The sequence below is a fragment of the Allocatenococcus thiocycli genome (assembly GCF_921292965.1).
In the GTDB taxonomy this organism is placed as follows: Bacteria; Pseudomonadota; Gammaproteobacteria; order Enterobacterales; family Vibrionaceae; genus Vibrio; species Vibrio natriegens.
Window position 1 is genome coordinate 1 of sequence record NZ_CAKLCK010000004.1, and the last position, 14,707, is coordinate 14,707.

At 46.5% G+C, this 14,707-nt stretch carries 13 protein-coding genes; 10 read left to right on the forward strand and 3 right to left on the reverse strand.

Annotated features, from left to right (window positions below):
• Positions 1-703: alanine dehydrogenase (locus L9Q40_RS02830; RefSeq protein ID WP_498791903.1), on the reverse strand; the 703-nt coding region annotated here is incomplete at its 3' end.
• A 156-nt stretch (positions 704-859) separates the two neighbouring features.
• Here L9Q40_RS02830 and lrp point away from each other — a divergent pair.
• The 5 genes from lrp to serS all read left to right on the forward strand — a co-directional run bounded on the left by lrp (position 860) and on the right by serS (position 8,047).
• Entirely contained in the window at positions 860-1,354 is a 495-nt protein-coding gene (gene lrp, locus L9Q40_RS02835; RefSeq protein ID WP_005378234.1) for a leucine-responsive transcriptional regulator Lrp, read from the forward strand.
• 152 nt (positions 1,355-1,506) lie between these two features.
• The gene (locus L9Q40_RS02840) at positions 1,507-4,587 is read left to right on the forward strand and encodes a DNA translocase FtsK (RefSeq protein ID WP_498791907.1); all 3,081 of its coding nucleotides are present in this window, start codon (positions 1,507-1,509) and stop codon (positions 4,585-4,587) included.
• 76 nt (positions 4,588-4,663) lie between these two features.
• Positions 4,664-5,290 carry an outer membrane lipoprotein periplasmic chaperone LolA gene (gene lolA, locus L9Q40_RS02845; RefSeq protein ID WP_014231459.1) on the forward strand — a complete coding sequence of 209 codons (627 nt, stop codon included), beginning with the start codon at positions 4,664-4,666 and terminating at the stop codon, positions 5,288-5,290.
• A 6-nt stretch (positions 5,291-5,296) separates the two neighbouring features.
• Positions 5,297-6,646 (forward strand): replication-associated recombination protein A, encoded by a 1,350-nt coding sequence (locus L9Q40_RS02850; RefSeq protein WP_065302181.1) that lies wholly within the window; start codon positions 5,297-5,299, stop codon positions 6,644-6,646.
• Between the two features lie 93 nt (positions 6,647-6,739).
• On the forward strand, positions 6,740-8,047 hold the full coding sequence (gene serS, locus L9Q40_RS02855) for a serine--tRNA ligase (protein ID WP_014231461.1): 1,308 nt from the start codon (positions 6,740-6,742) through the stop codon (positions 8,045-8,047).
• 99 nt (positions 8,048-8,146) lie between these two features.
• On the opposite strand, the gene bioA is transcribed toward serS, so the two are convergent.
• A complete protein-coding gene (bioA, locus tag L9Q40_RS02860; protein ID WP_498791912.1) occupies positions 8,147-9,424 on the reverse strand; it encodes an adenosylmethionine--8-amino-7-oxononanoate transaminase in 1,278 nt (425 codons plus the stop codon).
• A gap of 129 nt (positions 9,425-9,553) precedes the next feature.
• Between bioA and bioB the strand changes: the two genes are divergently transcribed.
• The 4 genes from bioB to bioD are packed head-to-tail and all read left to right on the forward strand — an operon-like array spanning position 9,554 to position 13,230.
• Complete coding sequence (gene bioB, locus L9Q40_RS02865; protein ID WP_014231463.1) at positions 9,554-10,606, forward strand: biotin synthase BioB; 1,053 nt, start codon at positions 9,554-9,556, stop codon at positions 10,604-10,606.
• Positions 10,593-11,744, forward strand: coding sequence for an 8-amino-7-oxononanoate synthase (gene bioF / locus L9Q40_RS02870; RefSeq protein ID WP_440879091.1), 1,152 nt, complete (start codon positions 10,593-10,595; stop codon positions 11,742-11,744). The genes bioB and bioF overlap by 14 nt, the downstream gene beginning before the upstream one ends.
• Positions 11,744-12,550: a malonyl-ACP O-methyltransferase BioC gene (gene bioC / locus L9Q40_RS02875; protein WP_014231465.1), complete on the forward strand. Its 807-nt coding sequence runs from the start codon at positions 11,744-11,746 to the stop codon at positions 12,548-12,550. The genes bioF and bioC overlap by 1 nt, the downstream gene beginning before the upstream one ends.
• A complete protein-coding gene (gene bioD / locus L9Q40_RS02880; RefSeq protein ID WP_498791916.1) occupies positions 12,547-13,230 on the forward strand; it encodes a dethiobiotin synthase in 684 nt (227 codons plus the stop codon). The genes bioC and bioD overlap by 4 nt, the downstream gene beginning before the upstream one ends.
• Before the next feature lie 69 nt (positions 13,231-13,299).
• On the opposite strand, the gene L9Q40_RS02885 is transcribed toward bioD, so the two are convergent.
• Positions 13,300-13,467, reverse strand: a complete 168-nt coding sequence (locus L9Q40_RS02885) for a hypothetical protein (RefSeq protein WP_014231467.1) — start codon at positions 13,465-13,467, stop codon at positions 13,300-13,302.
• Between the two features lie 312 nt (positions 13,468-13,779).
• On the opposite strand from L9Q40_RS02885, the gene htpX reads away from it, so the two are divergent.
• Positions 13,780-14,649, forward strand: coding sequence for a protease HtpX (gene htpX / locus L9Q40_RS02890; protein WP_014231468.1), 870 nt, complete (start codon positions 13,780-13,782; stop codon positions 14,647-14,649).
• Positions 14,650-14,707 lie beyond the last annotated feature (58 nt).

A 14,707-nucleotide genomic window follows, 5' to 3' on the forward strand; every position in this document is an offset into this window, starting at 1 on the left:
CTAGGTCAGCTTCTACAACATGCTTCTCAATCGCGTCTTCTGTAGAATAAACGACTTTAGCGCGGCCTTGGAATTCTTCGTCCAGTTTACGCAGAGTATCGACATTACGATCAAGAATAGTGACGTCTGCACGAAGGCCCACAGCCATGCGAGCTGCGTTTGCGCCAACGACACCGCCGCCCACAATGACCACTTTCGCAGGTTCAACACCAGGTACGCCGCCAAGCAGTAAACCACGACCACCGTGTGATTTTTCTAGCGTTTGTGCACCTGCTTGAATAGACATCCGACCTGCTACTTCAGACATTGGTGCTAACAGTGGCAAACGACCCATATTATCTGTTACAGTCTCATAGGCTATACAGACAGCTTTGCTCTTGATTAGCTCATCAGTTTGTGGAAAATCTGGTGCTAGGTGTAAATAAGTAAATAAAATTTGCCCTTCGCGGAGCATTGCTCTCTCGACTGCTTGGGGTTCTTTAACTTTTACTATCATGTCTGCTTGCGCGAAAACGTCTGCAGCATGAGGGAGAATGGATGCGCCGACAGCGATGTAATCATCGTCTGTAAAACCAATGCCGGCACCTGCGTTGGTCTCAACTAAAACTTGGTGACCATGTGAGATTAACTCTCTCACGCTTGCTGGGATCATACCGACACGATATTCGTGGTTTTTGATTTCCTTAGGTACGCCAATGATCATCCTGTATCCTCTTTCTATAATGGTTATTTTAACTATTTGTAGGGTGTTATTATCGAATTAATAGCTAGTATAGTTATAGATTTGTAATATTTGGCACCAAATATTAAAAAGTTGTAGTATATTTTTTTGCAAGGAAGTAATAAGGTGGAATAAAAAATGGCAGACAACTATAAAAAGCCGTCCAAGGAACTAGACCGTATCGACCGCAACATTCTTAATGAATTGCAGAAAGACGGTCGTATTTCGAACGTAGAACTTTCAAAGCGTGTTGGTCTTTCGCCAACTCCGTGTTTGGAGCGTGTACGTCGATTAGAACGTCAGGGGTACATTACAGGGTATACTGCGTTACTGAATCCGCAGTTTTTGGACGCTTCACTTTTAGTGTTCGTTGAAATTACGTTAAACCGTGGCGCACCAGATGTGTTCGAGCAGTTTAACTCTGCGGTTCAAAAACTGGATGATATCCAAGAATGTCATCTAGTATCAGGTGACTTTGACTATCTTCTTAAAACTCGTGTATCAGATATGGGTGCTTACCGTCGACTACTTGGCGATACGCTTCTACGTTTACCTGGTGTAAACGACACTCGTACATACGTTGTTATGGAAGAAGTGAAACAATCTAACCAGCTTGTGATTAAAACTCGTTAATTTCTTGCAAAGAAAGCGGTATATGCTTCCGCTTTCGGCATTGAGTAATTGGGTTTTTCTCTTTGATATGGTTAAATCAATTTACCGAGCGGCTTTATGCCGCTCGGAATGTTTTGCAAATTCCTAATTCATTTCCATATTCAAGTTGATTTATGTTCAAAGAGAACGCAAAGAAAGTCGAAACCATCATCAAAACAAGTGAAGAGCCTCAGTCTTCACGCTTAAATGGCTTCCAACGCTTGAAAGAGTGCTGCTTTATTGTGGGCGTTCTTAGCTCGGTATTGCTTGCTGTAGCGTTATTTACCTTTAGCCCGGCTGATCCTTCCTGGTCCCAAACTGCTTGGGGAGGGGAGATCGATAATGCGGGTGGCCTGTTTGGCGCTTGGCTAGCCGATACTCTATTTTTCACGTTTGGCTCATTGGCTTACCCTCTGCCTTTCTTATTGGCGGCGGCGGCATGGGTGCTTTGTCGTAAGCGCGGCGAAGACGAGCCAATCGATCTTATGCTTTGGGGCACAAGACTACTTGGTCTTGTAGTTCTAATTATGACCAGTTGTGGCTTGGCCGATATTAATTTCGATGATATCTGGTATTTTTCATCGGGTGGCGTTGTAGGCGACGTACTCTCCAGCCTGGCATTACCTACACTCAATATTTTGGGGACCACGTTAGTTCTGCTGTTCTTGTGGGGCGCGGGCTTTACTCTGTTTACCGGAATATCTTGGTTAAACATTGTCGAATGGTTAGGCGATCGCTCCCTAGGGTTAGTCAATGGTATTGCTAACAAACTCAGAGGCTCAGAGCAGGAGACACTGGAACCTCAACTTGATGAGTTTATTGAAGATAAAGTCACCACAAGACGCGCTGAGGTCGAACAGGAAGAAGAACCACTTCCTCACTTGACCGCATATGATGTCGAAGAGCCTAAAGAAGCGCCGCACGAATATCCTATTTATATGCCGCAAACTCAGCCGGAACCGCGAGTGTCAAAACCGGTGGCGGATTCGGTAAAACCTGTTTCGGTTGCAGCAGAAAAGCCGGCAATGGCGTATTCCAAACCAGAACCTCAAACACAGGCATTCAGCGCGAGTCATGTTGATCCATCAGTGGAACGCACTAAACAGCTGAATGTCACGATTGAAGAGCTGGAAGCGGCTGCTCATCAGGCTGACGATTGGGCGATGGAAGAGCAACCAGAACAAACGCTAACTTCGACACAACAGAATTATTCAGAGCCACAACGCCCTGCTGAACATGAAGAGACTGATACAACATCATTCCAAAGTGAACCGGACTACGCAGAGTATGCTCAGTTCGCAGCGGAGCAAGCACAGCAGGCTAACGTTGATTCAGTACCATTTGAAGAGCCAGTGATAGATCCCGCCTCTTTGGATAACATTTCTGAGCAGACAGAACCCGGCGAGCATATTGAACCAACGATTTCGAACTTTGATGTGGTTGATGACGAAGATGAAGACGAGTACGTTGCTGCTCAACCAGAGCCGACAGTTGTTCCTCAATCAGAGACTTCAATAACGCAATCAAGCGAGCCGTTTGTAAGGTCTGAACCGTCACCACGTGAGACATTTGAGCCTGCTCCTGTGGTCGAAGTAGAAGAGGTTGCTGAGGGCGATCAAGATGTGGCTGCATTCCAGAACATGGTAGCTGGTGCTCAAGCTAAAGTGGCAGCAACACAAAACCCATTCTTGATGAAACAAGAAGAAAATCTGCCTGTGCCAGAAGAGCCATTACCAACTCTAGAGCTTCTTTATCATCCGGAAAAACGCGAAAACTTTATTGATCGTGACGCGCTAGAGCAGGTCGCTCGGTTAGTTGAAAGCAAGCTGGCGGACTACAAAATTAAGGCAGACGTCGTAGGTATTTATCCTGGTCCGGTTATTACCCGATTTGAGCTAGATTTGGCACCGGGTGTAAAAGTAAGTCGTATTTCCGGCCTTTCAATGGACTTGGCGCGTGCTCTGTCTGCAATGGCAGTACGTGTTGTTGAAGTGATTCCGGGAAAACCTTATGTTGGCTTGGAACTGCCAAACATGAGTCGTCAGACCGTATACCTTTCCGACGTTATCAACAGCCCTCAATTTGAGCAGGCTAAATCTCCGACAACGGTCGTGCTCGGTCAGGACATCGCTGGCGAAGCGGTTATTGCCGACATTGCTAAAATGCCTCATGTGCTGGTGGCTGGTACTACTGGTTCGGGTAAGTCGGTGGGCGTGAACGTTATGATCCTGAGTATGCTGTACAAAGCGTCTCCGGAAGATCTGCGTTTTATCATGATCGACCCGAAAATGTTGGAGCTTTCCATTTACGAGGGCATACCACATCTGCTCTCTGAAGTGGTAACAGACATGAAAGACGCCTCTAATGCCCTACGTTGGTGTGTTGGCGAAATGGAACGTCGTTACAAGCTGATGTCAACGCTAGGCGTTCGTAACGTTAAAGGCTTCAACGAAAAACTGAAGATGGCTGCGGAAGCGGGTCACCCAATTCATGACCCATTCTGGCAAGAAGGCGACAGCATGGACACTGAGCCACCGCTGTTAGAGAAACTGCCATACATCGTTGTTGTCGTGGATGAGTTTGCTGACCTGATGATGGTCGTCGGTAAAAAAGTCGAAGAACTGATTGCACGCTTGGCACAGAAAGCACGTGCAGCGGGTATTCACCTGATTCTTGCGACTCAGCGACCATCAGTTGATGTTATTACCGGTCTGATTAAAGCGAACATCCCAACGCGTGTGGCATTTACTGTATCAACCAAGACGGACTCGCGTACGATCCTAGACCAAGGTGGTGCTGAATCACTACTGGGTATGGGTGACATGCTTTACTTGCCGCCGGGCTCGAGCCATACCATACGTGTACACGGTGCATTTGCTTCAGATGACGATGTTCATGCTGTCGTGAATAACTGGAAAGCTCGCGGCAAACCAAACTACATCGATGAGATTATCAGCGGCGATCAGAGTCCGGAAAGTTTGCTCCCGGGCGAACAGATGGAATCTGATGAAGATGTAGACCCGTTGTTCGATCAAGTGGTTGAGCACGTCGTTCAGTCACGTCGTGGTTCAGTTTCCGGTGTGCAGCGTCGCTTCAAGATCGGTTATAACCGAGCGGCTCGAATCGTTGAGCAGCTGGAAGCTCAAGGTATCGTCAGCGCACCGGGCCACAATGGCAACCGCGAAGTTCTCGCGCCTGCGCCGCCAAAAGATTAATGAACTTGTCTTACTCACCTCAGTCCAAAGAGGTGAGTAAAATTCGGTCTTTTCGACCATAGTGATAGGTATTTGAATGAAACAACGATTTTCAGCGAAACTCATCTCCGCGCTTGTTTTAAGCTTCTCTATATTCTCAACCGCGTATGCCGCATCCCCAAAAGCAGAGTTAAGCAAGCGTTTATCAATTAACGAAGGCTTCAGTGCCGACTTTTCTCAGCAAGTCATCAGTCCTGAAGGGGAAACGGTGATGGAAGGGGAAGGGACCGTTGAGATTGCCCGTCCGAGTTTGTTCCGTTGGAGCACGACATTCCCAGACGAAAACTTGTTGGTGTCTGATGGTAAAACGCTTTGGTATTACAGCCCATTTATCGAACAAGTGAGCATTTACTGGCAAGAACAAGCGGCAGAACAAACACCATTTGTGCTTTTGACTCGTAATCGCGCAAGTGATTGGGATAATTACAAAGTCTCTCAAAAAGGTAACGAGTTCACACTGATCCCGACTGCAGTCGATTCAACGCAAGGTCGTTTCCAGATTAATATCGATGCAAAAGGTATCGTAAAAGGCTTCAATGTGATTGAACAAGATGGTCAAAGAGGTCTGTTCAAATTCAGTAACGTGAAGCTAGGAAAACCAAAAGCCAACCGATTCACATTCACGATTCCAAAAGGAGTGGAAGTGGATGACCAAAGGAATTAACGGGTAGTGACGAATTACACACTAGATTTCTCGGGGGACGAAGATTTTCGTCCCCTTGCTGCGCGTATGAGGCCGCAAACGGTCGAACAGTATATCGGACAGCAGCATATTTTAGGTCCGGGGAAACCTTTACGTCGTGCATTGGAAGCCGGAAATATTCACTCAATGATTTTGTGGGGCCCTCCGGGTACCGGTAAAACAACGTTGGCAGAAGTCGCAGCGAATTACGCGAATGCAGAGGTGGAGCGTGTTTCTGCAGTGACGTCTGGCGTGAAAGAAATACGTGCTGCGATTGAGAAAGCACGAGAAAATAAAATGACGGGTCGCCGCACGATATTGTTCGTGGATGAGGTACACCGGTTTAACAAGTCTCAGCAAGACGCTTTCCTTCCGCATATTGAAGATGGTACGGTTACTTTTATCGGTGCAACCACAGAAAACCCGTCTTTCGAACTCAACAACGCATTATTGTCTCGGGCGCGAGTTTACAAACTGACCTCACTGAATAAAGACGAGATTGCACAGGCGCTCAATCAAGCAATTCACGATAAAGAGCGTGGCCTGGGTAAGATACCTGCCCACTTTGCTGATAACGTGCTCGATCGCTTATCAGAACTGGTTAACGGTGACGCTCGCATGTCGCTTAATTACCTTGAGTTGCTCTACGATATGGCCGAAGACAATGCACAAGGTGACAAAGAGATCACACTTAAGCTACTGGCCGAAGTCGCAGGGGAAAAAGTCTCTCGTTTTGATAACAAAGGCGACATTTGGTACGACTTGATTTCTGCGGTACATAAATCAATTCGCGGATCTAACCCAGATGCAGCACTGTACTGGGCTGCGAGAATGATCGCTGCAGGTTGTGATCCTTTATACATTGCACGTCGATTACTCGCGATTGCTTCCGAGGATATCGGAAATGCGGATCCTCGAGCTATGCAAGTAGCGCTCTCTGCATGGGACTGTTTTACGCGTGTTGGTCCGGCAGAAGGCGAACGTGCGATTGCTCAGGCGATCGTGTACCTTGCGTGTGCACCTAAGAGTAATGCGGTCTATGTGGCGTGGAAACAAGCGCTTTCAGATGCGCATAACTTACCCGAGTACGAAGTCCCTCATCATTTGCGTAATGCACCAACAAGTTTGATGAAAGACATGGGGTACGGCGCTGAATATCGGTATGCTCACGATGAGCCAGGTGCGTATGCAGCGGGTGAGCGATATCTGCCACCGGAAATGGATGATCGTAAGTACTATGAGCCGACAAATCGAGGTCTAGAGACCAAAATCGGCGAAAAGTTAGATTACTTGGCTACTTTAGACGCAAATAGCCCACAAAAGCGCTATGAAAAGTAGGCATTTTTGGATACATTTATTCGGTAAATTTTTATAGCGTACTAGCAAGATGTTGGTGCGCGATTTCACAACTACAAAAGCATAGGATTAACAATGCTGGATTCTAAATTACTTCGAACTGAGCTGGATGAAACAGCTGCTAAACTGGCGCGTCGTGGCTTTAAGCTAGACGTCGAGACTATCCGTAACCTTGAAGAACAACGTAAGTCCATTCAAGTAGAAGTTGAAAATTTACAATCCACGCGTAACTCCATCTCCAAGCAAATCGGCCAAAAAATGGCAGCTGGTGACAAAGAAGGCGCAGAAGAGATCAAGAAACAAATCGGTACACTAGGTAGCGATCTTGATGCGAAGAAAGTTGAACTTGAGCAAGTGATGTCTCAACTAGAGGAAATCACGCTTTCTGTTCCAAACCTGCCAGCTGACGATGTGCCAGACGGTAAAGATGAAGAAGACAACGTAGAAATCTCTCGTTGGGGCGAGCCAAAAACTTACGATTTCGAACTGAAAGATCACGTTGACCTAGGTGAAATGGGCGACGGTCTTGATTTCGCGAGCGCGACTAAAATTACCGGTGCACGCTTTATCGTAATGAAAGGTCAATTCGCGCGCCTACACCGTGCAATCGCTCAGTTCATGCTAGATCTTCACACCGAAGAACACGGCTACACAGAAATGTACGTACCGTACCTAGTGAATTCTGACAGCCTATTTGGTACAGGTCAGCTACCTAAATTTGGTAAAGACCTTTTCCATACAGAACCGCTTGAAGAGAAAGTGAACGACGAAGAACCGCGTAGACTGTCACTTATCCCAACGGCTGAAGTACCAGTAACTAACATGGTACGTGACACGATCTCTGACGAAGCGGATCTACCGCTTAAGATGACAGCGCACACGCCATGTTTCCGTTCAGAAGCAGGTTCTTACGGTCGTGATACTCGTGGTCTTATCCGTATGCACCAGTTCGACAAAGTTGAACTTGTACAAATCACTAAGCCAGAAGACTCAATGGATGCACTTGAAGAGCTAACAGGTCATGCTGAGAAAGTTCTGCAACTTCTAGAGCTTCCTTACCGTAAAGTCGTTCTGTGTACAGGTGACATGGGCTTCGGTGCTCGTAAGACTTACGACCTAGAAGTGTGGGTACCTGCGCAAGAAACTTACCGTGAAATCTCTTCATGTTCTAACATGTGGGACTTCCAGGCTCGCCGTATGCAAGCGCGTTTCCGTCGTAAAGGCGAGAAGAAACCTGAGCTTGTGCACACGCTAAACGGTTCTGGCCTAGCAGTAGGTCGTACAATGGTTGCTATCCTTGAAAACAACCAAGAAGCAGACGGCCGTATTGCAATCCCAACTGCACTTCAGAAGTACATGGGCGGCGCAACGCACATCGGTTAATAAGTAAACTGAATAAATACAAAAACCCAGCTTTTGAGCTGGGTTTTTTAATATCTAAAAACCAAAATCAGTGGGCGTTGCTGTTATAAAAAGTTGTTGTTATAAAAAACAGTCTTCACGTTGAAGCGCTGTTTCAATCGCGTTTACCAACCTTTCAATGTGTACTGGCTCGCTGATAAATGGTGGCATCATGTAAATGAGTTTGCCAAACGGACGAATCCACACACCCTGCTCAACAAACAGTGCCTGAATCGTTTCCATGTTAACGGGACGATGAGTTTCCACAACGCCTATTGCACCAAGCCAACGTGTATTTTTCACCACATCATATTGTTCTAGCTTGGGTAACAACTCAGAAAAAAGCGTTTCAATTTGCTGAGTCTGTTGCTGCCAGTCTCCTTGCTCGATAAGCTCTAAACTCGCGGTCGCTACCGCACAAGCGAGCGGGTTACCCATGAAAGTGGGCCCATGCATAAAGCAACCCGCTTCGCCACCGCAAACCGTATCGGCGACATGTTTGGTCGCAAGGGTGGCCGATAACGTCATATAGCCACCAGTTAATGCTTTACCAACACAAAGGATGTCTGGCTGAATATCGGCATGCTGACATGCGAAAAGCTTTCCAGTGCGTCCAAATCCTGTCGCAATCTCATCAGCAATCAATAGAAGTTCATATTTATCACAGAGTGCTCTGACACCTTTAAGGAACTCAGGATGATAAATACGCATCCCCCCGGCACCTTGTACGATTGGCTCAAGGATCACAGCGGCAAGTTCTTGGTGATGCTGTTCTATCTTGTGTGCGAAATCCGACAAGTCGTCCGGGTTCCATTCATCCCAATAACCACATGTCGGAGAGTCCGCGAAGATATGTTCTGGCAGAAAGCCTTTGTATAGCGAGTGCATCGAGTTGTCGGGGTCAGTGACAGACATTGCGGCAAACGTGTCACCATGGTAACCGTGTTTTAAGGTAAGGAATTTAGGTCTGCGTTCGCCTTTTGCATGCCAATATTGCAACGCCATTTTGAGGCTTACCTCTACAGCGACCGAGCCTGAATCGGCAAGAAAAACGTGTTCGAGATTGTCAGGTGCGAGGGAGAGCAGCTTCTTACACAAACTGATAGCGGGTTGGTGAGTAATACCACCAAACATAACATGAGAAACCTGATCAATTTGCTGATGCGCCGCTTGGTTCAGATGCGGATGATTATAGCCATGAATCGTTGACCACCAAGACGACATGCCATCAACTAATTGGGTGCCGTCTTCCAGATTAATGTAGACCCCATCAGCTGAAACAACCGGATAGCAGGTCAGAGGAGTCAGCGTAGAAGTGTAGGGATGCCAGATATGTTGGCGATCGAAGGCAAGATCCATGTGTAATTCCAATATTGTAAAGGTTAAAAAATAACCGGTTGTAAACTTTTGATTTTGCGATTGTGTTGACAGTTTATCGAGACTAAGTAGACTGTCAACACAACAAAAAAAGTAATCTAAGGAATACACGTGGAAGTACGTCATAACTGGACGCATGCAGAAGTACAAGAGCTAATGGAAAAACCATTTATGGATCTTCTGTTCGAAGCACAGCTTGTTCACCGTCAATATCAGCAAACCAATCATGTTCAAGTTAGCACATTGCTATCAATCAAGACGGGTGCATGCCCAGAAGACTGTAAGTACTGTCCTCAAAGCGCGAGATACACCACAGACATTGAAAAAGAGCGTCTAATGGAAGTGGAACGTGTCCTCGATGCGGCGCAAAAAGCGAAAAATGCTGGCTCTACCCGTTTCTGTATGGGCGCTGCGTGGAAAAACCCGAAAGAACGCGACATGCCACACCTGACGGATATGATCAAAGGCGTGAAAGGTATGGGTTTAGAAACCTGTATGACGTTGGGTATGTTGACGCCAGAGCAAGCGAATCAACTCGCCGACGCGGGCTTGGATTACTACAACCACAACCTCGATACGTCACCTGAGTTTTACGGCAATATCATCACAACTCGCACTTATCAGGATCGTCTGGATACGCTATCTCATGTTCGTGATGCGGGCATGAAAATTTGTTCGGGCGGCATCATTGGTATGGGCGAAAGTGCCAACGACCGTGCTGGTTTATTAGTAGAACTTGCTAATCTGCCGACTCATCCAGAAAGTGTACCAATCAACATGCTGGTTAAAGTGAAAGGCACACCGCTTGAAAAAGTCGAAGACGTTGAACCATTTGATTTTATTCGTCTCATTGCTATCGCACGAATCATGATGCCTCAATCTGCGGTTCGCTTGTCTGCGGGACGCGAAAACATGAATGAGCAGATGCAAGCGTTGTGTTTCATGGCTGGTGCGAACTCTGTTTTCTACGGTTGTAAGCTACTTACAACGCCAAACCCTTCTGAAGACAAAGATATGATGCTGTTTGATAAGTTAGGCATAAACAGCCAGCAAGTCTCGCAAAAGCCGGATGAAATTGAAGAGAACGAATTGCTTGATCGTGTGGTAGAACGTGTTGCCGCTCGTCCGACTAAAGACGACCTTTTCTACGATGCCAGCGTTTAAATCTCGTATCGAATCAGCACTCTCTCAACGAAAAGAGCAGGGGCTGGATCGCTCAATGAACTTAGTGTTTGCCGGTAACCAGTCTGTTCTGGAACACGCGGGCAAACGCTATATCAACTTCTCGAGTAATGATTACCTTGGTTTGGCCAATGATCAATCTTTGGTTCGGGCTTGGCAGCAGGGGCTAAGTGTTTACGGCAGTGGCAGCGGAGCTTCACCTATGGTGACAGGGTTTAGCGCTGCGCACAGTAATCTAGAAGCCGCACTGACGGAGTGGTTGGGTTATGAGCGCGCAATATTGTTTGGCTCGGGCTTCAGCGCCAATCAAGCATTGCTGTTTACTCTGTTGGAAAAGTCAGATGTCTTATTGCAAGACCGGCTTAATCACGCGTCTTTAATGGAAGCCGGTGCGTTGTCTCCCGCTAAAATGAAACGCTTTAAACATAATGACCTCGAACATCTCAGTTCGCTAATCAATACCGAATGTAATCATTTAGTGGTGACGGAAGGCGTTTTTAGTATGGATGGTGATTGCTCACCTCTCGCGGCGCTTGCCCAGATTACTCAAGAAAATGATGCCTGGCTGGCAGTGGATGACGCTCATGGCATTGGTGTGTTGGGCGATACTGGTGGTGGTTCGTGTGAGAAGGCCAATATCAAGCCAGATATACTCGTAGTCACATTTGGCAAGGCGTTTGGCGTTTCCGGTGCTGCCATTTTGTGTGACCGCGTGACAGGTGACTTCCTGACACAGTTCGCGCGCCATCACGTCTATTCGACAGCCATGCCTCCTGCACAAGCGTATGCGTTAACTCATGCGGTTTCCATCGTTCAGGAGCAAGGTTGGCGGAGAGAGAAGTTGGCGGAGTTAAGTGCTTACTATCAGGAATGCTTACACGATATGAGCGGCTTTATTGAAACACTGACACCGATTAAACCTTTTGTTATCGGTGATGCAGAGAAAGCGTTAAGTGTCGCAGACTCATGTCGCCAGCACGGTTTCTGGGTTACGGCGATCCGACCGCCGACGGTTCCAGCAGGGACGTCCCGGTTGCGTATCACCTTGACGGCGAATCACACCAAAGATCAAATCAAAACATTATCTCACGTACTTGAACAAGCACTAGGAGCGCGGTAATGAATCAAGCAGAACAGAGAGATCTGGCTCTTGAAAGTCTAGATAAGAGTGCTATCGCTACTTCATTCAGTAAAGCCGCCAATACGTATGATGCACATGCGGCGTTTCAACGCGATGTAGGGCATCGGTTATTAGAAAGGCTTCCAGAAGATTTATCAGGGAAGCGCGTATTAGATCTAGGTTGTGGGACGGGTTACTTCTCTGAGTTACTCCAGCAACGTGGTGCCGAAGTGGTTTGTGTGGATATCTCTCAAGAGATGTTAAACAAGGCCCATCAACGATGCGGCGATGCGAGAGCACGCTATGTTTTAGCCGACGCAGAAAACTTGCCTTTTGATGATCATCACTTTGATTTTGTCTTTTCGAGTTTGGCTCTGCAGTGGTGTCGTGATTTAAGCTATCCGTTACGCGAAGTACGCCGAGTTCTCAAGGACGGGGGCGCTGGCTTTTTCTCTACTCTGGTTGATGGTTCTCTCTATGAGCTACGTGAATCATGGAAAAAAATTGATGCATATCAACACGTCAATAACTTTATAACGATCAATCAGGTAAAAATTGCGTTGGCGCAAGCTCACTGCAATGACCATCATCTAGACTTGACCTCCATCACAGTTTGGTACGACTCTGCGTTTTCTGTTATGCGAGACCTTAAAGGTATCGGAGCAACCCATGTTAGTGGGCGCTCTCCTGCGCTGACAAGCCGCCGCAAACTTTTACACGTAGAACGTGCGTACCAAGAATTCAAAAACGATAAAGGCCTTTTACCTGCAAGTTATCAGGTTTGTTTTGGAGTAATACATCTATGATTGATGCTTTTTTTATTGCTGGTACGGATACTGATGTAGGAAAAACGGTAGCGTCTAAAGCCATTCTGCAAGCGTTAGCGGCAAAAGGGTTAAACACCATTGGTTATAAGCCAGTGGCAGCAGGAAGCGAAAAGACAGAGCAAGGTTGGCGCAACTCAGATGCGTTGCATTTACAAAAAGCAGCGACACTAGAAGTGGCTTACGATGATATAAACCCGTACGCACTGGAGCTTCCAACTTCGCCGCATATCGCCGCGAAACATGAAGATGTTGAAATTAAATACGACGTTTTAAGTGGAAAACTGGCTCAGCATAAATCTCAGGCTGACGTGGTTTTGGTTGAAGGTGCGGGGGGATGGCGAGTCCCGGTTTCGGATACAGACAATCTTTCTACTTGGGTTAAACAAGAGCAGCTTCCAGTTGTTTTGGTTGTTGGTATTAAACTGGGTTGTTTGAGCCACGCATTTTTAACCGCAGAGGCAATTCGAGCCGATGGTTTGAACCTTGTTGGGTGGGTAGCAAATCGCGTGAACCCGGGAACGGAGCACTATGCGGACATCATCGAGATGCTGGAATCTCGCTTAGGTGCACCCAAATTAGGTGAGATCCCTTATGTTCCTAGTGCTAAGCGCAAAGAACTCGGCAAATACATTAACATCGACCCTTTGCTTGAACGCTAACACAGAAAAACGAAAGGGCTGCATTGCGCAGCCCTTTCCATTATTCGAATTCGAAAACCTAATTCAGGTTTATTTTTCGTTACCGAGACCCATCAATGCGTGTTGCGTTTCTGCAATACGATTAGCCATATGATCATCAGTCGAAATACCAAGTTGTTGCTTTGCCTCGTCCTCTGAGATACCTAGGTGACAACGTAGTAAATCGATAGCCATTTGATAGTCGTTCGTTTCTACCATGATTTTTCCCTCAAGACATGGATTTGGAGCTACTCGGCTTTGGAAAGCCTTTAGAGTTTGCTCTGTTTTTGTTCATCTGACCTGAATTTAGCACGCTGAAACAATCGAACAATAAGACCAAAGTCTAAACCTGGTCTAAAATACTGTTTTTAGGCTATAAAAATTTACGATTTATTTCAGTTGAGAAAACAAATGTTGCAATTTATTGCTTAACCTTGTTTTTAACAGCGATAGACTATATCTATAACGCAACGGAGCACGAAACCAAATGGGATCGGCTTTTACAACAATAAGCTTCCTCGGAGAAAAGTAATGAAGCGAGTTATGTTATTCCTGGCAACTAACCTAGCCGTTGTGCTAGTTCTTAGTGTTGTTCTGAATATTGTTTACGCTACAACGGGAATGCAGCCGGGCAGTTTGTCTGGTTTGCTGGTTATGGCTGCGGTCTTTGGTTTTGGTGGTGCACTGATTTCGTTAATGATGTCAAAAGGCATGGCACTGCGTTCGGTTGGCGGTATGGTTATCGAAAGCCCACGTAACGAAACAGAGCACTGGCTACTGGAGACAGTAGGTCGTCAGGCTCAGCAAGCGGGGATCGGCATGCCAACGGTGGCAATTTATGATTCACCAGATATCAATGCCTTCGCAACAGGTGCAAAGCGTGATGACTCATTGGTTGCAGTTTCTACGGGTCTACTACATAACATGACTCGCGATGAAGCTGAAGCTGTATTGGCGCACGAAGTGAGTCACATTGCTAATGGTGACATGGTTACGATGACACTGATGCAAGGTGTTGTGAACACGTTTGTTATCTTCTTGTCACGTTTTATCGCCAACATGGTGGCGTCTAACGATGAGGAAGAGGGTCAAGGTTCAAACATGATGGTGTACTTTGGTGTCTCTATGGTACTGGAACTGGTGTTTGGTTTCTTAGCAAGCTTCATCACCATGTGGTACAGCCGTCATCGTGAGTTCCATGCAGACGCTGGTGCCGCTAGTCTGGTCGGCAAAGAAAAAATGATTGCTGCTCTTGAGCGCTTGAAAATGAGCCAAGAGTCGAAGTTAGATGGCACTATGATGGCGTTTGGTATCAACGGTAAGCAGTCTTTGACAGAGCTACTAATGAGCCACCCACCACTAGACAAGCGTATTAACGCTCTGCGCAATCAACAGTACTAATTGAATAATTTTCTGAAAAGGCTTGGTTTTTACCAAGCCTTTTTTTTCGTTTGTCTGA

Coding starts and splice junctions, on each gene's coding strand:
- bioF (WP_440879091.1), top strand. CDS start 10,593: ATGCCAGCGTTTAAATCTCGTATCGAATCAGCACTCTCTCAACGAAAA.
- L9Q40_RS02840 (WP_498791907.1), top strand. CDS start 1,507: ATGTTCAAAGAGAACGCAAAGAAAGTCGAAACCATCATCAAAACAAGT.
- serS (WP_014231461.1), top strand. CDS start 6,740: ATGCTGGATTCTAAATTACTTCGAACTGAGCTGGATGAAACAGCTGCT.
- lrp (WP_005378234.1), top strand. CDS start 860: ATGGCAGACAACTATAAAAAGCCGTCCAAGGAACTAGACCGTATCGAC.
- lolA (WP_014231459.1), top strand. CDS start 4,664: ATGAAACAACGATTTTCAGCGAAACTCATCTCCGCGCTTGTTTTAAGC.
- L9Q40_RS02885 (WP_014231467.1), bottom strand. CDS start 13,467: ATGGTAGAAACGAACGACTATCAAATGGCTATCGATTTACTACGTTGT.
- bioD (WP_498791916.1), top strand. CDS start 12,547: ATGATTGATGCTTTTTTTATTGCTGGTACGGATACTGATGTAGGAAAA.
- bioC (WP_014231465.1), top strand. CDS start 11,744: ATGAATCAAGCAGAACAGAGAGATCTGGCTCTTGAAAGTCTAGATAAG.
- bioA (WP_498791912.1), bottom strand. CDS start 9,424: ATGGATCTTGCCTTCGATCGCCAACATATCTGGCATCCCTACACTTCT.
- htpX (WP_014231468.1), top strand. CDS start 13,780: ATGAAGCGAGTTATGTTATTCCTGGCAACTAACCTAGCCGTTGTGCTA.